Origin of the sequence: Kaistella polysaccharea (assembly GCF_020410745.1) — a bacterium.
Taxonomy (GTDB): Bacteria; Bacteroidota; Bacteroidia; order Flavobacteriales; family Weeksellaceae; genus Kaistella; species Kaistella polysaccharea.
This window is the reverse complement of sequence record NZ_CP084528.1, coordinates 1,242,880-1,262,677: the sequence shown is the minus strand read 5'-3', so window position 1 is coordinate 1,262,677 and position 19,798 is coordinate 1,242,880. Positions and strand designations below refer to the sequence as shown.

General features: G+C 36.1%; 20 protein-coding genes. 12 read left to right on the top strand and 8 right to left on the bottom strand.

All coding sequences use genetic code 11. The features are described 5' to 3' along the window. Positions 1-1,206: a metallophosphoesterase family protein gene (locus LC814_RS05780; protein WP_226065659.1), complete on the bottom strand. Its 1,206-nt coding sequence runs from the start codon at positions 1,204-1,206 to the stop codon at positions 1-3. Positions 1,207-1,346: 140 nt separating this feature from the next. Here LC814_RS05780 and LC814_RS05775 point away from each other — a divergent pair, with 140 nt between their 5' ends. Continuing rightward, positions 1,347-1,595 (top strand): VF530 family protein, encoded by a 249-nt coding sequence (locus LC814_RS05775; RefSeq protein ID WP_226065657.1) that lies wholly within the window; start codon positions 1,347-1,349, stop codon positions 1,593-1,595. Between the two features lie 144 nt (positions 1,596-1,739). On the opposite strand, the gene LC814_RS05770 is transcribed toward LC814_RS05775, so the two are convergent. The 5 genes from LC814_RS05770 to gldB all read right to left on the bottom strand — a co-directional run bounded on the left by LC814_RS05770 (position 1,740) and on the right by gldB (position 5,317). After that, positions 1,740-2,117, bottom strand: a complete 378-nt coding sequence (locus LC814_RS05770) for a YchJ family protein (protein ID WP_226065655.1) — start codon at positions 2,115-2,117, stop codon at positions 1,740-1,742. A 19-nt stretch (positions 2,118-2,136) separates the two neighbouring features. Next, on the bottom strand, positions 2,137-2,643 hold the full coding sequence (locus LC814_RS05765; protein ID WP_226065653.1) for a DinB family protein: 507 nt from the start codon (positions 2,641-2,643) through the stop codon (positions 2,137-2,139). A gap of 181 nt (positions 2,644-2,824) precedes the next feature. Next, positions 2,825-3,964, bottom strand: coding sequence for a cystathionine gamma-synthase (locus LC814_RS05760; RefSeq protein WP_226065651.1), 1,140 nt, complete (start codon positions 3,962-3,964; stop codon positions 2,825-2,827). 46 nt (positions 3,965-4,010) lie between these two features. Continuing rightward, positions 4,011-4,337: a gliding motility protein GldC gene (gene gldC, locus LC814_RS05755; protein ID WP_226065649.1), complete on the bottom strand. Its 327-nt coding sequence runs from the start codon at positions 4,335-4,337 to the stop codon at positions 4,011-4,013. After that, positions 4,337-5,317: a gliding motility lipoprotein GldB gene (gene gldB / locus LC814_RS05750; protein ID WP_226065647.1), complete on the bottom strand. Its 981-nt coding sequence runs from the start codon at positions 5,315-5,317 to the stop codon at positions 4,337-4,339. Before gldB ends, gldC begins: the two co-directional genes overlap by 1 nt. A 92-nt stretch (positions 5,318-5,409) precedes the next feature. Here gldB and nadE point away from each other — a divergent pair, with 92 nt between their 5' ends. From nadE to LC814_RS05735, 3 genes are all read left to right on the top strand, one after another. Continuing rightward, positions 5,410-6,201, top strand: coding sequence for an NAD(+) synthase (nadE, locus tag LC814_RS05745; RefSeq protein ID WP_226065645.1), 792 nt, complete (start codon positions 5,410-5,412; stop codon positions 6,199-6,201). A 108-nt stretch (positions 6,202-6,309) separates the two neighbouring features. Next, positions 6,310-6,834 carry a ribonuclease domain-containing protein gene (locus tag LC814_RS05740; RefSeq protein ID WP_226065644.1) on the top strand — a complete coding sequence of 175 codons (525 nt, stop codon included), beginning with the start codon at positions 6,310-6,312 and terminating at the stop codon, positions 6,832-6,834. A 256-nt stretch (positions 6,835-7,090) separates the two neighbouring features. After that, a complete protein-coding gene (locus LC814_RS05735) occupies positions 7,091-7,384 on the top strand; it encodes a barstar family protein (RefSeq protein ID WP_125023807.1) in 294 nt (97 codons plus the stop codon). Positions 7,385-7,445: 61 nt separating this feature from the next. On the opposite strand, the gene LC814_RS05730 is transcribed toward LC814_RS05735, so the two are convergent. Both LC814_RS05730 and LC814_RS05725 read right to left on the bottom strand, forming a co-directional pair. Then, positions 7,446-8,669, bottom strand: coding sequence for a beta-helix domain-containing protein (locus tag LC814_RS05730; RefSeq protein ID WP_226065641.1), 1,224 nt, complete (start codon positions 8,667-8,669; stop codon positions 7,446-7,448). Positions 8,670-8,704: 35 nt separating this feature from the next. Beyond that, complete coding sequence (locus LC814_RS05725; protein ID WP_226065640.1) at positions 8,705-11,299, bottom strand: TonB-dependent receptor plug domain-containing protein; 2,595 nt, start codon at positions 11,297-11,299, stop codon at positions 8,705-8,707. 192 nt (positions 11,300-11,491) lie between these two features. Between LC814_RS05725 and LC814_RS05720 the strand changes: the two genes are divergently transcribed. The 8 genes from LC814_RS05720 (at position 11,492) to LC814_RS05685 (ending at position 19,774) form a co-directional block, all read left to right on the top strand. Further along, positions 11,492-12,169 carry a response regulator transcription factor gene (locus LC814_RS05720; protein ID WP_226065638.1) on the top strand — a complete coding sequence of 226 codons (678 nt, stop codon included), beginning with the start codon at positions 11,492-11,494 and terminating at the stop codon, positions 12,167-12,169. Positions 12,170-12,211: 42 nt separating this feature from the next. Next, positions 12,212-13,240, top strand: a complete 1,029-nt coding sequence (locus tag LC814_RS05715) for a sensor histidine kinase (RefSeq protein WP_226065636.1) — start codon at positions 12,212-12,214, stop codon at positions 13,238-13,240. A gap of 128 nt (positions 13,241-13,368) precedes the next feature. Then, positions 13,369-13,944 (top strand): IS1096 element passenger TnpR family protein, encoded by a 576-nt coding sequence (locus tag LC814_RS05710; protein ID WP_226065634.1) that lies wholly within the window; start codon positions 13,369-13,371, stop codon positions 13,942-13,944. Between the two features lie 160 nt (positions 13,945-14,104). Further along, entirely contained in the window at positions 14,105-15,457 is a 1,353-nt protein-coding gene (locus tag LC814_RS05705; RefSeq protein WP_226065632.1) for an alpha-amylase family glycosyl hydrolase, read from the top strand. A gap of 27 nt (positions 15,458-15,484) precedes the next feature. Further along, a complete protein-coding gene (locus tag LC814_RS05700; RefSeq protein WP_226065630.1) occupies positions 15,485-15,925 on the top strand; it encodes a GreA/GreB family elongation factor in 441 nt (146 codons plus the stop codon). A 77-nt stretch (positions 15,926-16,002) separates the two neighbouring features. After that, the gene (locus LC814_RS05695; RefSeq protein WP_226065629.1) at positions 16,003-16,797 is read left to right on the top strand and encodes a thymidylate synthase; all 795 of its coding nucleotides are present in this window, start codon (positions 16,003-16,005) and stop codon (positions 16,795-16,797) included. Between the two features lie 199 nt (positions 16,798-16,996). After that, positions 16,997-17,221, top strand: coding sequence for a hypothetical protein (locus LC814_RS05690; protein ID WP_226065627.1), 225 nt, complete (start codon positions 16,997-16,999; stop codon positions 17,219-17,221). A 42-nt stretch (positions 17,222-17,263) separates the two neighbouring features. Further along, positions 17,264-19,774, top strand: coding sequence for a M1 family metallopeptidase (locus LC814_RS05685; RefSeq protein WP_226065625.1), 2,511 nt, complete (start codon positions 17,264-17,266; stop codon positions 19,772-19,774). Positions 19,775-19,798: the final 24 nt, after the last annotated feature.

Genomic DNA, 19,798 nt, shown 5'->3' with positions numbered 1-19,798 from the left:
TTATGGGTTTAAAATTTCGTTGAACAAATTGAGTAAGTCTTCATTGGGTTCCTGCGCGTTGTTTTTAGATTTAAAATAATCTTTAAACAAACTCTGAATATCTTGGTTGAGATTGATATCATGCAATTGCTTTTGAGTGGATTCCTGATTTTTAACTTTCGGAATAAGGTGCACAATTCCGTGATGCGCATTATTGATCATTTTTCGTTCCTCCGCTTTTAAGTACGTTTCACTTTCTAAGGTGAGTTCGACGAAAGTATTCTGGTTTTCAGACAACCATTCAATTGCTTTTTCAACCTCATCAAAAGTTTTACGGACCAAAGATTTCCCGTTTTTCAAGGCGATCTTTTCGTAAGACATATTTTGATTCGGTTTGGCTTCAATAATCGAAACATATTTCGTCTGTCCGGCTTCACTAAAACTGTAGCACAGCGGCGAAGACGAATAAACAACCGGTTTTTCTGTCGTTCCAATATTTCGAAAAGCATGCAAATGTCCTAGAGCCGTATATTGAATTTGCGGCGGAATCGTATCGGAATAAATCAAATCAGCATTTCCAATTTTAATGGGTTTTTCACCGTCCGGTTCTTCCAGAATGGGTGCGCCTCTTTTATTCATATACAAATGAGTCATCAGAATATTGACGCCATTTTCATCACAGAATTCGTCCGCAATAGTTGCCCAGTTTTCGGCCAAAACCTGATTAAGTGCGTCTTCTTTATTTTCACCGAAATATTCTTTTAACCTGATCTCGTTGGCAAAAGCGGTATGTACAATTCGAATAGGGAAATCGAGGTTTTTGATTTTTAATTCAATCATACCTTCCACTGAATTTGAAATTTCAAAATCTTCAAGTTCAAAAGGAGTTACTTTTGCTTTCGGATGACCGATTAAAATAATTCCACATTCCCGTGCCAACGGATCCGGAGCATCAATTAAATAGGGAGAATCATGGTTTCCGGAAATGGCGATTACGGGGCGTTTTCCATTCTGAGATAAACGTTTCAATGTTCTATAAAAAAGTTCAATCGCCTCAACGCTCGGATTGAAATTATCGAATAAATCTCCGGCCACCAACACAACATCCACATTCTGTTCATCGGCAATCTGAACGATTTCGTCCATCACTAAAATTTGTTCTTCTAAGCGTGAAAAACGGTCCAAACGTTTACCCAAATGCCAATCGGCGGTATGCAGAATTTTCATATCTCAAATGTAAGAAACAAAAAGAGGATTTTAATTTGTACTTCTAGTTTTACTGATTTTAAACCTGATTTTTTTTGTTAAAGAAGCACAAGTTTTTTTACAAATTGTAAATTGTAAAATCGTTATTTTTACCAATAATTATGGAACAGAAATCGAAAGATCCCTTACACGGAAAACGCCTTGATGCGATTCTAGAAGAATTGGTTGACTATTATAATGGATTTGAAAAACTGGGTGAACAGATTAATATCAAATGCTTTACGGATAATCCGAGTATTAAATCGTCGTTGAAATTTTTACGAAAAACCGATTGGGCAAGAACTAAAGTGGAAAGTTTGTATCTGTATGTTTTGAGGCAGAAAAAGAAGGAGGAAAGGTTAAGAGAATAGGTTTTTTGTAACCGCAAAAGGCACAACAGTTAGGTGACCTTAAAGTATCAAAAGAGTGCGAAATTACTTGTAAACTTATTGTGCGAAGCAAATCTTAATGATCTTAATTACTTCATCAACCTTAATGGTTAAATTCTAAATTTTCTAATCTAAAAATTCACCGGAAACATAATACCAGCGATTATTCAAGTTTTCAAACAAAGAAAGTTCATGATGAATTTGTGGCTTACCTTTCTCGTCAGTGTAATAAGCTTTGAATTCTACCTCATCAGCAGATGGTGCACTCACAATTTCGAGTTTTGTCCATTGATTAATTTTTCCCCATTCCTGTAAATCTTCTTTATTGTGGAGTTTTCTTTTTGTGGGTAAAGTTGTTTCCATTAAGTATTCTCCATTAGGTATAGCAAAAGCAGAGAATCTTGAACGCATTAAAGTTTCAGCAGTTGGAGCATGTCGCTGACCGAGGTGGAAAGGTTTGCAACATTCTTCGTACGATTTTCCGGAACAGCAGGGACAGTTCATTTTTTTTCTATATTTAATTTTAAATAAGAATGGGTAAATACCTTTCTTTAATAATATTGAGGTGGTGAATATTATGACCAACAATTAATTTCCCGATCGTTTCTACAGAAATCTCATTCTTATTTGCAATTCCAGTTTGAGAAAGAAGTTCTTGATTTAGATTTTCAAAAAAATGAATCGTTGATTTTCGCAAATTATCAAATTCTGAAATTAAATTTTTAAGAGATACATTTTCGAGGTCACATTCTTTGGCGTACAATTCCTCATCCCAACCGGCCAATTCTGCCTGATCTTTTCTGGCAAATCTGAGAGCACGATAATCGAAAATACGTTCCGCATCGATGAGGTGTTGCAACAGAATTTTCAAACTCCATTTTCCTTCCGCGTAAGCAAAATTGGATTCTTCTTCTGAAAGTCGCTCATATATTTCCAAAGTTTGATTTCCCGAAAGTTTCATTTCTTCCAGCCAATTGTCGCTTGGAATTAAATCCAGATATCTTTGAATATATTTTTGAAATTCTGTCATGGTAGTGTTTTAGTTTAACCACAAAAGGCACAAAAATTTTTATTTAAGTTAAAATAAAATACTTTTTAAAGTGTAAAAAACGATATTGATTGATCTTATTTTACCTTTAAAAAGCAAAATATTTTACTTTCTCTTTTGTGACTTTTGTGGTTATAAATAGTAAAGCAATTGTAAAAGGATTTTAAGCAAAAGCCCTTTCCAAATCAGCGATCAAATCTTCTTTATCTTCAATCCCTACGCTAAGGCGAACCAGATCGTCGGTGATTCCTAACTCTGCTCTTTTTTCTGCAGGAATTGAAGCGTGCGTCATTAATGCTGGATGATTCGCCAAAGATTCTACACCGCCTAAAGATTCAGCCAAAGTGAAAACTTTTACTTTTTCCAAGAACTTGATGGAATCTTCTTTTTTTCCTGATTTAAATGTGAAAGAAACCATTCCACTGAAATCTTTCATTTGTCTTTTCGCCAATTCATGTTGCGGATGAGATGCTAATCCTGGATAAAAAACTTTATCTACCGCAGGATGACTTTCTAAATATTTTGCAACTGCGATCCCATTTTCGGAATGTCTTTGCATTCTTAAAGCCAAAGTTTTAATTCCTCTTAAAACTAAATAAGAATCGTGTGGTCCTAAGATTCCGCCACTTGCAAACTGAATAAAATGTAATTTTTCTCCCAGTTCAGCAGTATTTGCAACTAATGCACCTGCAATCGCATCGGAATGTCCGCCTAAATATTTTGTAGCCGAATGCATCACGATGTCAGCTCCCAAATCAATTGGTCTTTGAATATACGGAGTTGCAAAAGTATTATCAACGGCAACCAAAATATCTTTTCCTTTCACCAGATCAGTTACTGCTTTGATGTCCACTAACTTCATTAATGGATTGGTCGGAGTTTCTAACCAGATCAATTTGGTTTTATCGGTGATTACATCTGCGATTTTTGAAACATCATCAAAATTAACGAAAGTAAATTTCAATTGGTACTTTTCAAATAATTTTGTGAACATTCTGTAACTCCCACCATATAAGTCGTCTACAGAAATAATTTCATCACCAGGATTTAATAATTTCAAGACACAATCGATTGCAGCCAATCCAGACCCGAAAGCCAAACCTCGCGCGCCATTTTCAATAGAAGCTAAACTGTCTTCCAAAGCTTGTCTTGTCGGGTTTGCAGCCCGAGAATATTCGTACCCTGAATGAATTCCGGGTGATTTTTGTGCAAATGTTGAGGTTAAAAATACCGGTACATTTACTGATCCTGTTGCTGATTCGTGGTGTTGGCCACCGTGAATTACTTTTGTATTGAAGTTCATTTTTTTTAATATTTAATTAAAGATGATAAATAAAAGCGATAAGAATTTACATTTTTATTGCAGATTTCTGGGCAAATTCTTCCGCCATATCTTCCATCCATTGGGCGACATCTTCTTCACCAGTTGCCCTTTCGTAAGTGCTGCTGAGCGAAATTAAAATTTGATGAAGAAACATTTTCATCTGATCAACGGGCATTTCTTTCGTCCAGAGATCAATTCGCAAAGCTTCCTTTTTTTTGTCGTCCCACACCGAAATCATGGTTGCTTTAGTATCTTGTTTTTCAATACCGCCATCTTCAGCATTCCACGTCATTTTTTCTGGAACCTGGTTGTCATCAAGTTCGATATCTATTGTAATTTGCGTCTTTCTCATTAATTTTTTGGTTTGTAATTACTTTGATTAAAGATTTCCTGTGCGTTCATTTTGAGGAAATCCTGTAGTTTTGTTTTGGGATTTTCTACGAAGAATTTTTTACAAATTTGCCAGCCGGTAAATATTCCAATTTGCGGCGAGGATTCATTATCAATTTCAGTATAAAATTTAGAAAATGGGCCAGGCTTGATAAATCGTTCCGGAAGTCGCGTATCATCACTGAAAATAAGGTTGTTTTCTACGAAATAATTCCAGACGTTGGCTTCATTCGCTTTTGCCCAGTCATATTGCGCGGGTGTATAATTCATTTTTAAAAAATCCGGCTCTGAAGGCAAGAATGTATCTTGCAAAATCATAATTTTCCCTTCATAAACGATTTGATCTATAAATTTCTGCTGATCTCCAGTGATCGGAACAAATAATTCTGCAAAAACAACTGAAACTTTTGCCAGTATATTTTGGGGATTCATACTTTTCTGGAAATAATTTTCCATTCCTTTATAATTGGGATTATTATCACCCATAAAACCTGTCACATCGATAAACAATAAATTTTCTTGAGGTTTATAAAAAACAGGTTCTAGTGCACCTTGCAGTGCCGATGAATAAAGAAAAACTTTAGGGTTTACAAAATCAGGGAAGTAATATTTAATGTGCGCAAAAAGCTGACTTAAATTTGATTGAAGTTTGGTTACGTCAATTTTAGAAATGGCTTCCTTATAAATTTTTGATTCTTCAGTATCATTTCGGCGTAAAGCAAATTCGTCATTCGGCACGGTTCCCTGAAACCAAGGATATTTCTGGATAAATGTTTCCAGCGGCACTGAAGAATCATAGAACTCTTTAGAGATATCAGTAATATCTACCTTTTGAGCAGTATCTTTCACGTCGATTTCCCACCGGTTTGTATTATTTTTCTGACATGAATTGCTACTCATGAGGAATAGTGCAGAAAAAAAGAGATATTTAAAAAACTTCATTATTTTTACATCGTATTTAGGATTGCAAAAATAAGGAAATTTTTAGGGATTATCCTTTTCTAAATACGAACCTTTATCTTTAAAATTAAGCAATGCAAACAGATAAAATAACAGATAAAATAGTTTCTTGGCTCAAAGATTACGCTGAAAAAGCACATGTCAAAGGATATGTCGTCGGAGTTTCCGGTGGAGTTGATTCCGGGGTCGTTTCTACGCTTTGTGCAATGACAGGTTTAAAAACTTTGCTCATTGAAATGCCGATCCGCCAGAATCAGGATGAAGTAAATCGTGCCTGGGAACATATGGAACATTTGAAAAAACGGTTCTCAAATGTAGAAGCGATTTCCGTTAATTTGACTCCCGCATTTGAAGAATTGTATAAAACGTTTGATGTTAAAGATGAAGACTTTCCGGCGGAGAAACTGGCGTTTGCCAATACCAGAAGCCGTTTAAGAATGTTGACTTTGTATTATTACGGACAAATCAACAGTCTTCTCGTTTGCGGAACCGGAAATAAAGTAGAAGATTTCGGTGTCGGTTTTTTCACCAAATACGGCGATGGTGGAGTAGATGTTTCGCCGATTGCAGACTTGTACAAAACAGAAGTTTACGCTTTGGCAAAATCATTAGATCTTGTAGAATCCATTCAAAATGCCATTCCGGCAGATGGATTGTGGGACGAAGCCCGAACCGATGAACAGCAGATTGGCGCAACGTATCCGGAGCTGGAGAAAATCCAAAAAGAGTGGGGAACGAAAACAGAAGCAGATTATTCAGGACGTGATTTAGAAGTTTTCAAAATTTTCCAAAGAATGAATCGTGCGGCGCAGCATAAAATTCAACCCATTCCGGTTTGCGATATTCCGGAAGATTGGCGTAATTGATTGGAGATTTAAAAGCGTTCCGTAGGAACGGTATCTCTGTAGCAATTAATAAATAAAGTCGCGTTCCGGAGGAACGCTATCTAAAACAAGAAGTAACATTTGCATCATATGAACAATCAAAACATAAAACTCTTCTTATTTTTCATCATCGGACTGCTCACGGCATTTCTGGCGATGTATTTTATCAACAATTACCGCATTGAAAAGAAAAATAAAGACGTCATCAATTCGGAGGTTTCAATTAATGAAAATAGAAATGAAAACTTTAAAGAAAATAAAACTTCAAGATCACCAAATTTCTCAGGAAATATTGATGAACTGACCAATGAAAATACCGTCATTGATTATGTGAAGAGCAATCACCGACTTCCGGATTATTATATCACCAAAGGCGAAGCACGAAAACAGGGTTGGATTGCCTCAAAAGGAAATCTTTGTGACGTTCTGCCAGGAAGAGCGATTGGCGGTGATAATTTCAGTAACCGAGAAAAAACCCTTCCTTCCGGAAATAAATATTTCGAAGCCGACGTCAATTACAACTGCGGAAACCGAAATGCAGACCGAATCGTTTTCACAAAAAATGGAGAAGTTTGGCTGACGAAGAATCATTATATGAGTTTTGAAAAGCAGTAAGATAAGAGCCAAGTAAAAAGTAAAAAGTAAAAAGAGCCAAGTGAAATGCTGGTGTGTTTCCCTTTGCTAAGCGAAGCGCCTTTATCTCATTTATTTATTGATTTTGATGGAATCGATTAATATTTGATTTGCGATCATAATTTTTTATAAATAAAATAGAAAAAACTTTGCGTCTTTGCGTTAAAAAAAGATTTTCACTTTATATCAATAAACTTTAGAACTAAAACCTGAAAACTAAAATCCACAACCTAAAAATATGAACACCGTATATATAGACTTTACAGAAATCGGAGATATGGAAGATTTCTTCGATCAGTTAAAAGAAAAATTAAAACTGCCCGAAACCTTTGGCGATAATCTAGACGCACTTTACGATTCGATTACGGGATTTGTAGAACTTCCTTTACATATCGAATTCGTCAATATGAGCGTGGAACAACTCGAAGATTTCGAAGATTTGCTCACGACTTTAGAAGATGCGGATGAGGAACTTGAAGATTTTTCGTTTGCGTATTATCTGGAACAGTATGAAGACGAGGATACAGAATAAAAAAAGGGCTTTTCAAAAATATTGAAAAGCCCTTTAATTTGATATGGAAAAAATGAAGAATTTATTGAAGTGGCGCGATTAAGTTTTGGCCGTTTACAGTTGCCCACGCGCCGCCAACCAGAGAAACTTTGGTTACCGTTGCAGCATTGGTGTAGGTTAATGGATTTGTTGAGGTGAAGCCGTATCCAAATTTTAATTGATTATCGTTGTTGGCTGTTGTAAATATCGGTTCAACTTTAATTTTACCGGTTGCCAATTGACTCGTTTCCGTGGCTAAATCCTGGATCAAAATTGCAAAGGCATTTTTCCCACCCGTATTTTTGTACCCGTCGATATAAACATTGGAGAAAATTCCGGTTCCCTGTTTTTTAAACTGAATGGCTGAAACTTCAGCAGAACCTGAAACTTCAGGTAACGTTCCTGCGGCTCTCATCAAAGTAATATTGCTCACTTTAGGTGCGATATTATCTGCGTTTGAAGAGGCTTCGATTTCCATCCCGAAATTACCAATTCCCGTTTGGTAAGCAAACCAGTTCGAATTGTTTTGTCCGCTCCAGGAATCCTGCCAGTCAAAAGCATCATCGTAATTTCCGTAAGAAATTAGATTTTTAGCACTTACCGTTCCACCGAAAAATTCATAACCGTCATCGGTTCCTTTATAAGCGACTAAGTTTTCTAAAGTCGTGCCGGCACCAACTGCGTAGAAAGTCATCGAGTTGGTTTCAGAAGTTCCGTCTCCAATTTTCCGTCCTCCATATTCCACTCTTACGAATTTCATGGTTCCGGAGTTTGAATTCGCATCAGAGCCACCGTAATACTGATTGTTACCATCTTCAGAGAGTGCGGTTGTTGCGCCGTTTAAGGCTTTAATCGGTGCATCACCATACAAAGTTACACCGCCCCAATCTCCAGGAGTTTTGTTATCAGAGGTGAAAACAATGGGTGAATCAGCAGTTCCAACTGCATTAATTTTTGCGCCTTTTAAGATAACTAGTCCGCTTACATCGCTTGTCGTTGCGGTAAACGTAGCGCCCGGTTCAATCGTAAGTGTTGCTCCGGAGACTACTTTAACAATACCTTTTAGAATATAATTTCCTTTTTTTATCAAAAGGTCTTTTGAAATTTCTCCCGTTAAAGTTCCGGAACCATCCATCACATTTCCGGTCGTTTGTTGATTTCCGCCTGTGTTTGTTGGCATGTCATTATCTTCACGAATGTCTACCGTACAAGAGGTAACCGATAAAACCAAGGCCAGCGATACTAAAGTTAAAATGTTTTTTTTCATTTCTTTTTTACTTTTTTATGAGATTTAAATTTGAGTTAGAAAGTATAACCAACGGTCATATTAAATGAAGTTCCTTTTTTATAATTTTCCATCAATAGCGAACTTTCCTGAACCTGCGCCAAACTGTTGTCGCCCAATTTCAGTTGATATTCTGAATTCAATAAATTTTGAATGGTCAGTTTTACGTTCCAGTTTTTACTTATTTGGTTATTGTACACGAAATCCAGCTGATGAAAAGGCATTTCGAAAATGTTGTCTAGTTGGGAGAAGCCAACGCCATAAATCTTCTTCCCGGAAACATTGTAAACGAGAGAATAAGTTTTGGTTAGATTTTGACTGTTTTTGTATTCGTATTTCAAGTCTGCATTCACCGTCCAGGGCGCTGCGCCTTGCAAAGCACGTTTTCTATTGGCTTCCACATCGGTTTCTTTACTCTGGTCTGCGCTGCGTTCTACATCAGAATACATAATCGTTGTATTGGCGCCTAAAGTAAACCTTGATAGAGATTCGCTAATTCTGCTCAATGAAAGTATTCCTTCCAGTTCAACACCCGCCAATGTTGCGGTTTTAGCATTAAAGAAGGTAATCGTTTGTCCGTTTGAATTTCCGGAAGCGATGTAAGAACGTTCAATTGCATTGTCAATTTTCTTTGCAAAAAGGTTAACCGCAAACATTTCTTTATTGCTTGGGAACAATTCGTATTTCAGATCAATATTATAATTTTCACTGTTGCTCAAATCTTTATTTCCGAAGATGTTTTCGTTATCGGGATTGATATAAGTGATTGGCATATATTCAATAAGGATCGGTCTTGTAATCGTTTTGCTGGCTGCAAAACGAATGTTTGATTTTTCATTCAAAGCACGCTTAACCGATAAAGAGGGAAGAATATAATATTGGTTTTTGGTGATATTATCAAAATCGTCATTAACTCCAACACTGATTCGTTTGTATCGCGTGATGTTGATATTGTTTTCAACTCTTCCGCCAATTAAAATATCCCACAATTCCGATGGCTTATAATTAATGTTTAGGTAGCCCGCATTCACAAACTGATACAAATTGTTTTTGTATTCCGACGTGGAACCTTCACGATAATGGTAAGTTCCATTTAAAATCGACTGATCAAAAATCGCTTGTGGCGCATCTCTGTCTACCGTAACTTGTGATTGTGAAGGATCATTTAAAACAGAGTAAATAAATCGGTAAGATGTATTTCGAATATCTGCAAAACCATTATAACCAATCGCCAATTGCCACGGATAATCTTTTTTATCGCCTTTTTCACCAAGGTTTACAGCATATTCCGCAAAGGCAGAAAAGTAGTTTTTACCATTTACGTCCAAATATTGACGAAGTAAATTGTTTCCACCAAAAGATAAATTAATATCGTTGCCTTCACCAGGTTGTCCGTACATGATTTTACGGTCCGGTTGCTGATAGAAATTGTTCACCCAACTTGCGCCTGCTTTTACGGAATGTCTGTCGTTGATTTTCTGTGACGCAGTTAACTGTAAATCTGTAAACCTTGAAATATCCTGTTGATTTACGCGGATGAACTGCTGATTATTCGTTTCTCCATTTCTAAATCCTAAATAATCCTGAATAAGGTTCTCGGAGTTTTGAAGAAAAAATCCATTTAAATTAATGGCAGTGCCTTTATTTTTAAAACCCAATCCTAATAATACGGATGATTCGGTTTCGTAGGTATATTCTTTTCGGTTGAGGTTGTTGTTATAATCAATTGAATTTCCATTTAAACGAAATTGATTTTTTACGCCATCTTTATATTCATAATGGTTTCCTTGATTTAATGAAAAGAGAAAACCTAAGTTTGAAGTTTCACCGATTTTAAATTTCTGAGCCGTCGTAAAACCCAAACTCGTATTCGGTAAAGATTTTATATTATCTACATTCCAGCCTTCACCAAAAGAATTTCGGGACTGATTTGCATTAAAATTATAACTGGATGGTCGATATCCTTTTATCTCATTTGGCAATTGTTTATCCCTCGAATTTAAACCAACATAACCTTCAATAGAATTAGCGTTTGGATTAATTTTAAAATCATTTCTAAATGTGCTCAAAGTATTCACTCCGATTCCAAACTCAATTTTAGAAAAAGGTTTTTCGTATGTCAGAGTTTCAATATCGAAAGTTGCTCCCGCAAAATCCGCGTATAGATTAGAATTAAAAGTTTTGTAAATATTAAGTTTTCCAACCACATCAGTTGGGAATTGTTTCAACGCAATAATTTTCTGAAACGGGTTGTTTGAAGGCGAACCCAAACCATTGATCAATAAGGTATTGTAACGGTCTTCTAAACCTCTTACAAATAAACCTCGTCCTTCAACACTGGTGATTCCGGTCACTTTTACCAAAGCCTGCTCAATATTTGAAATTCCTTTTCGGGAAATTTCTTCAGAACCCATCGATTGTTTTTGAATAATCGCTTTCTTTTGATCAATTAAAAGTGCACTTTCTGTTTTTTTATTAGAGGAACTTTTGATAATGACTTCTTCAATTTTTTTTTCCTTACTCAAAGTATCCTTTACGGAAACCTGCGCGTACAGGTAAGTGGCAGAGGCATTCAACAAGACAAGGGCAAGACTCAGTTTTCTGATTTTCATTTCTTCTTTTTCTTTATATTTCTTTCGGGACAAAGGAAGAAATTCAGAAGTCAAATGGTGTTTCGGGAGTTTTAATTTTATCTTACGATTAGTTTAACAAAAATGCTCACATATTAATTAATTATGAACATTTTGTGCAGTACTGTTTGGAACCTTTAATTTGATTAATTTTGAAAGGATAAATTAGAACTAATGAACCAAAAGAAAATTCTTTTAATCGACGATGAAGAAGATATTTTAGAAATCATTTCCTATAATCTTGAAAAAGAAGGTTATCTGGTAACAACCGCGAATAATGGGAACGAAGGACTTATTAAAGCCAAAGAATTGATACCCGACTTAATTCTTCTGGACGTCATGATGCCCGAAAAAGATGGAATTGAAACGTGTCAGGAATTACGTCAGATTAAAGAATTACAAAATACGTTGATTGTGTTCCTTTCTGCCCGAAGCGAAGAATTTTCTCAGTTAGCGGGTTTTCAAGCTGGCGCTAATGATTATGTGGTCAAAATTATTAAACCAAAAATTCTCATTTCGAAAATTAATGCTCTTTTACAACTGACTTCAAAAGTAAGTAACGATGCAAAAGTTCTTACCATCGGAGATTTGGTCATCGATAAAGATAATGTGAAAGTGACCAAAAATGGACAGCATTTTTTATTGCCTAAAAAAGAATTCGATCTTCTTTATCTTCTCGCATCAAATACCGAAAAAGTTTTTAAACGTGAAGAAATTCTGGAAAAAGTTTGGGGAAATGATGTTGTTGTGGGCGAAAGAACCATCGATGTTCATATCCGTAGATTGCGCGAAAAACTGGGAATTAACACCATTCAAACTTTAAAGGGAATTGGTTATAAATTAGTTGTTTAACTTTGGTTTCCTCAATTTATCTTTACTTCTCCTTTTATTGATATGAAAATTTACAGACTTACATTTTTGGCGGCTTTATTCCTCACGGCGTCTATGTTGCTGCTCGTTTTTGTTTTTGATGAGGTTAAAGATGAATATATCACCACGAATAGCAAATTTTTGTCGGCAGTTGGAGTTAGCACTTTATTGCTGATTGTTATTAATTATTTGGTGGTCGATTTTCTATTTAATTTTTATGGAAAGAGACAGATTCGCAAAATATCAACCATTTTGCCAGAGGAATTTGGAGAAGAAGATCATCAGCTAAATTTACAAGAACTGGGCAAAAGGTTTTCCGATCTTAATCTGAAAAATACCACCGAAATCGATACCATGAAGGAGATGGAAATCTACCGGAAAGAATATATTGGCAATGTTTCTCACGAGCTCAAAACCCCGCTTTTTACCATTCAAGGTTATTTGGATACACTGACAGAAGGTGCGATAGAAAATCTCGCGATTCGTGATAAATACCTGGACCGAATTGATAAATCAGTGGAGCGGCTCCTCACCATCGTGAAAGATTTAGACATGATTAACCAATTTGAAAGTGGCGAAATCACCCTAAACAAAAGTCGTTTCGATGTGAATTTACTGATCCGCGAAATGATTGATTTACTCGATTTGGAAGCACAGAAAAAAGATACCCGCATCAGTTTGCAAACTTCCACCAGTCAAATGTTTGTGAGGGCAGATAAACAGAAAATATCGCAGGTTTTAATGAATTTAATTACAAATGCCATCAATTACGCCAATCGGGAAAAAGCCACGGTTACCGTAAGAACAGTCATTCATAATAATAAAATTCAGGTAACCGTTGAAGATAATGGAATGGGTATAAAACCAGAAACTTTACCGCGTATATTCGAAAGGTTTTTCCGGGTAGAATCGAGCCGTAACAGAAATGACGGCGGTTCTGGTCTTGGTTTAGCGATCGTGAAACACATTTTAGAAGCGCACGACGAAACGATAAAGGTGGATAGTATTTATTTAGAAGGTACCAAATTCAGTTTTTCTCTTCCGAAAATATAGGAAGGGTCAAAATGTATGAAAAACTTTTTTAATAAAATAAGTGAATAACTTTTTTGCCGAATTTCAATTGTTTTATATTTGTACCCGAAAAGGAAATCTAAAAATTAATTATAAAATTTAAGATAATAATGGTCTATAAACTCCGAATAATTTTAGACGCCAAGGATGATATTTTCAGGGACGTAGAAATTAAAGGCAAGCAAACACTTTGGAACCTTCATTTGGGGATTAAAAGTGCTTTTTCCTTGATGGGCGAAGATTTGTCTATTTTCAGTATTCTGGATGAAGAGGGAATCGTGGTGAAAACTGTTCCGTTGGAAGACATGAGCGACGATGGCGAAGGCGAAACTATGTCTGATGTTTATATTACGGAAGTTTTCGAGAAAGCTGGCGACAAGATTCATTTCCAATATGGATTTATGGATTTATGGGAGTTTTTCTGTGAACTCGTAGAAATTATCGATGAAAAACCTGCAGTAAATTACCCGATCACCGTTTTCAGATTTGGAAAAATGCCGCTGAAAGCACCCACGAAAACTGCTTCGAAAGGCAAGAAAAATTCAGTTATTCCCTTAACCGAAGACGAATTCGGTTCTTTTGAAGAAGAATTTGCCGCCGGAAGTTTCGCGGATGAAGATGATGACTCTTTCGATGAAGATGAGGAGAATTTTGCAGATGACAACTTTGATGACGATTTGAATTAAATTTAAAATACATTGAAAACCCTGAAACTAATCAGGGTTTTTTTATGGGAAAAATTGAGATTAATGTTTTATGATTTATCAGTTCAAAAGCGAGAAAACGCCTGCTTCATCTGTTTAGAATTCAATTAAAAAACTTTACATTTGCCCTAAATCTTAACCCATGAAAAGACTTATTCTTTTAGCAATTCTTGGCGTAGGAATGATTTCCTGTACGACTCAAAAAAATACCTCAAAAATGGAATTACCAAGTGAGTGGAAACACACCACCAATATCTACGAAGTTAACATCAGACAGTATACGCCAGAAGGAACTTTCCGCGCTTTCGAAAAAGAGATGCCGCGGCTGAAAGAGATGGGCGTGAAGACCTTGTGGTTTATGCCGATTACTCCTATTGCCCAAAAAAATAAAAAAGGAAGTTTAGGAAGCCAATATGCTGCGCAAGATTATACCGCCATCAATCCGGAATTTGGAACGATGGCCGATTTTAAGCATATGGTTGATGAAGCGCATAAAATGGGTTTCAAAGTAATTATTGATTGGGTGGCAAATCATACGGGTTGGGATCATGTCTGGACCAAAACTCATCCTGAATATTATCTGAAAGATGCGAAAACAAATGATTTTCAAATTGCCTCTGGAATGGATGATATTATAGAATTGGATTATTCAAATCCTGCGATGAGAGTTGCCATGATCGAGGCGATGAAATTTTGGGTGCGCGAAGCAAATATTGATGGATTCCGTTGTGATCTTGCAAGTTGGGTTGAAGTTGATTTTTGGGAGCAAGCCAGACCTGAAATTGAAAAAGTGAAACCCATGTTCTTTTTAGGTGAATTCGACGAACTCGATAATCCAGAATATGGGAAAGTATTTGATGCCAGTTACGTTTGGACTTGGATGCACAAAACACAGGAATATAATGAAGGTAAAATATCGTTTACAGACTTAAAAGCGTTATTAGCCAGATATTCCGACATCGGTGATTCATCGATGCGCGCTTGGTTTACCAGCAATCACGATGAAAATACCTGGAACGGCACCGAATACGAAAAATACGGTGATTTGGCCCTTCCTTTAGCGGTCTTTTCAGTGACTTGGAATGGAGTTCCACTTATTTATAATGGGCAAGAATTGCCTTTGAAAACAAAACGTCTGGAGTTTTTCGAGAAAGATATAATTCCGTGGAATGGTACATATGAACTTCAAGATTTTTATAAAACTTTACTCACCTTAAAATCACAAAATCCCGCGCTTCGTGGGGGTGATCCTGCTGCGACAACTCATATTTTGAAAACATCTGCAGATGATAAAATTTTTGCTTACGTGCGTAAGAATGGAAAAGATGAGGTTTTAACGGTTTTAAATTTTTCCAAAGAAAATGTTTCATTTACCATCAATGATGATCAGGTTTCCGGAAGCTTTAAAAATGTTTTCAGCGGACCACTGAAAGATTTTGGAAAAGATAAAAGTTTCTACTTGCCAATTGGCGGTTATGCTGTGATGGAAAAATAGATTGAAATTAAACTGTTTTTTGCAAAAATGAATAAAGTAGAAATTTTACAAATCATCCAATTTAAACTTTCCGAAAAAATTCAAAATTTAGAAAAAATGATTGCCGAAACTCGTGCATCCAACAATGAGACGAAGAGTTCCATGGGCGATAAATATGAAACTTCCCGAGAAATGGTACAGCAGGAAATTAATAATTTGCAGATCCAGCTGAACGAAAATGTAAAAGCAAAAAATTCTTTGAAATTCATTAATGCCAATCCGCACCAAATCATCGGTTTAGGAAGTTTGGTCGAAACGAATAAAGGTTTGTTTTATATCGCAGTTTCCTTGGGCGAAATCGTTTCTGATAAAAAGAAAATTTTCGTTATTTCTACCGAAAGTCCTTTGGGTACAGCTTTATTTGGAAAGAAAAAAGGAGAAGAAATTTCATTTAATAACACCAAACAAATCATTCAGAACCTGTGGTGAAAATTCCTATTTTTGTAAATCATTAAATAAATTTTCCATAATACTCATCGCTAATTACTCCTTACTCATTTTAAATCATGCAAAATTACCTCGACTTACTTCAACATATTTTAGATAAAGGAACCGACAAAACCGACCGAACAGGAACCGGAACCAGAAGTATTTTTGGTTATCAGTTGCGTTACGATTTGTCTGAAGGTTTTCCCTTGGTTACGACCAAGAAAGTTCATTTAAAATCGATTATTTATGAATTGCTTTGGTTCTTAAAAGGTGATACCAATATTAAATATTTGAATGATAATGGGGTTTCAATCTGGAATGAATGGGCGGATGAAAACGGAGATCTCGGTCCTGTTTACGGCGCGCAGTGGAGAAGTTGGACCGGAGCAAACGGAAAAGTGGTCGATCAGATTACAGAAGTCATTGACCAAATTAAAAAAAATCCGGATTCCAGAAGATTAATTGTTTCCGCCTGGAATGTTTCGGAAATCCCGAACATGGCTTTGGCACCTTGTCACGCTCTATTTCAGTTTTATGTTGCTGAGGGAAAATTATCTCTTCAATTATATCAAAGAAGTGCAGATGTGTTTTTGGGAGTTCCTTTTAATATTGCAAGTTATGCTTTGCTGTTGATGATGGTTGCGCAAGTTTGTGATTTGGAAGTTGGAGATTATGTACATACTTTCGGCGATGTTCATATTTATAATAATCATTTTGAGCAAGTCAACAAACAGCTTTCGCGAACACCGAAACCTTTACCAACGATGAAACTGAATCCGGAAATTAAAGATATTTTCGATTTCGATTTTGAAGATTTTACTTTAGAAAATTATTTACCGGATCCCGGAATTAAAGCGCCGGTTGCGATCTAATGTTCAAATTTATATTTTTTTGGGCTGCTTAATCCGCCTTCAACTCCGTCACGATTTTACATCGGGATCATTTCCTGTCTGGCTGCAATCTATTGCTTAGAACAGCCGTTGATATTGCAATTAGATAATTATTATAAGTGAAGTTTTTAGACTTCACTTTTTTTGTAACTTTTCCCTTAAAACATAGACCAATTATTCAATGAAATCATTAAAAATTAACCTTGAAGAAAATGCAGATCTCGGCAAATTGACCGAGCTTTTAATTCAAATTAAAGGCATTAAATCTGTGGAACTCATCAATCATGAAAATGATGAAAGCGATTTAAAAAAGGCGGTTAACAAAAGCAAGGAACAGTTAAAAAGTGGCGACTATGAATCGTTTGTGAATGATTTATTTGAAACCTTTGTGAATAAAAAATCTTAAATTTTTTAATCATTATTCTTAAATAAAATACTTACTTAATAAATGAAAAAACTAATTATTTCCATTAGTTTGCTGGGGATTTTATTCTCCGGAAATGTTTTTGCCCAAACTGAAACTTCCGGCAGAACAGAAATCTACCACGCGTCGCACACCAAAATGACCGAACTTAAGCATACCAAACTTAAGGTAAAGTTTGATTATCAAAAAGAGCAGATGAGTGGTGAAGAATGGCTTACGGCAGCGCCTTATTTTTATCCAACAGATTCTTTGGTTTTAAATGCGAAGGCAATGTTGATTCATGAAGTAGCTTTAGATAAAAACGGTTCTCAAAGCCCCTTAAAATTTGAGTATAAAGACGATATGCTCAAAATTAACCTTGATAAAATCTACAACAGAAATCAGGATTATACGGTCTACATTAAATATACGGCGCGGCCAAATGAAGTAAAAACAAAAGGAAGCGCAGCAATTTCTGATGCAAAAGGATTGTATTTTATCAACGCTCAGGGAAAGGAAGCGGATAAACCTACTCAAATCTGGACGCAAGGAGAAACCGAATCAAGCTCTGCCTGGTTTCCAACCATTGATAAAACAAACCAAAAAACTACGCAGGAAATTTATATGACCGTTCCCGATAAATATGTGACTTTATCAAACGGCCTCATGAAATCTTCTACAAAAGAAAGCAACGGTTTACGCACCGATTATTGGGTGATGGATAAAAAACATGCGCCCTATTTATTTTTTATGGGTGTAGGAGATTATGCCATCGTAAAAGATAAATGGAGAAATATCGACGTTGATTATTATGTTGAAAAGGAATATGAACCCTACGCAAAGCAGATTTTTGGCAATACACCAGAAATGATAGAATTCTTTTCTAAAAGACTGAACTACGATTATCCGTGGTCAAAATATGCACAAATTACAGGTATAGATTATGTTTCCGGCGCGATGGAAAATACAACAGCGGTTCTCCACCAGGAATCTGCACAGCAAAAACCTGGCGATCTCATCGATGAAAATAAATGGGAAGATGTAATTTCTCACGAGTTATTCCATCATTGGTTTGGCGATTTGGTAACGGCCGAAAGTTGGAGTAATCTTACAGTTAATGAATCTTTTGCAAATTATTCCGAATATCTCTGGAATGAAAATAAGTACGGAAAAGACTTCGCGGATTATGGAATGATGAAAGCTTTGCAGGGCTATTTCATGGATCCATCAAATCCGACAAAAGATTTAGTACGTTTCAATTATCATAACCGTGAAGATATGTTTGATGGTGTTTCCTACAATAAAGGAGGTGCGATTTTACACATGTTACGGAATTATTTGGGTGATGACGCGTTTTTCAATGGATTAACGGATTACTTAAAAACCAACGAATACGGAACCGGCGAAGCGCATCAACTGAGATTGTCTTTAGAAAAAGTTTCCGGGAAAGACCTGAATTGGTTCTTTAACCAATGGTATTTTGGCAGCGGACATCCCAAAGTTTCCTACACTACGAATTTTGAACCTATAAAAAAACAGGTTACGGTAAGCATTAATCAAACGCAACTTGGCCCAAGTTTTCAATTTCCGTTGGCGATTGATGTGTATGATAACGGCAAACCATCCCGCAAAAATGTGTGGGTAAGCGCCAAAGAAAAAAATGAATTTACATTCAATGTTTCGAAAACTCCAGACTTTATCAACATTAATGCAGATGGAATAATTGTCGGAGAATTTACAGATAATAAAACGCCGGAACAATTTTTAATGCAATATCAGAATTCTAAAGAATTTTTAAGCCGATATAAGGCCGTGGATAACGCTACAGAGAATGTGGCCAAGAATCCTGCTGCTTTGAAAACATTAACAGCTGCTTTAAAAGATTCTAATTTCAGAATCAGAATGAAGGCGCTCAGTGGTTTAGATTTAACCAAAGCTGATCAAGCAAAATCTGTACTGTCGGAAGTTGAAAAAATGGCTTCTTCAGATCCGAAAACGCTGGTTCAGGGAGCAGCTATTTCTGCTTTAGCAAAAATGAAGGATAAAAAATACCTTCCACTTTTCGAGAAAGGAATGAATGCGGTTTCAAATGCTGTAAAGGCAAATTCGCTTTCAGCTATTGTGGCGATCGATCCGTCGAGAGTAGAAGCCTTAGCAGATAAAATTGATTTGGAAAATTCCGGTGATGATTTAATCGCCGAGCTTTTGCCGACGATTGTAAAAAATAAAATCGTAAAGCAAATGCCCGCAATTGCGTCCACGGCTGCATTCTATCCGTTTTTGAAATTTCAGAATCCGGAGCTGGGAGCGGCAGCAGAAGACGGTTTTAATTGGATCATGAGTTCTGATAATTTGAAAGCAACCGAAAACCTAACGAAAGTTTTAACTCAGGTCAAAGGTCAAATTGGGAGCAATCCACAAGCAAAAATGATGATTGTAAAGATTTTGCAAGAGGGACTTGCAAAAAAAATGCAGGTTTTGAAAGCTAATCCTTCAAGCACAACAATTAATGCGCAGATTGATTTAATTAACAAAACGATTGACGCTTATAAATAAGTTTCTTTTGTATGATGTAGAATT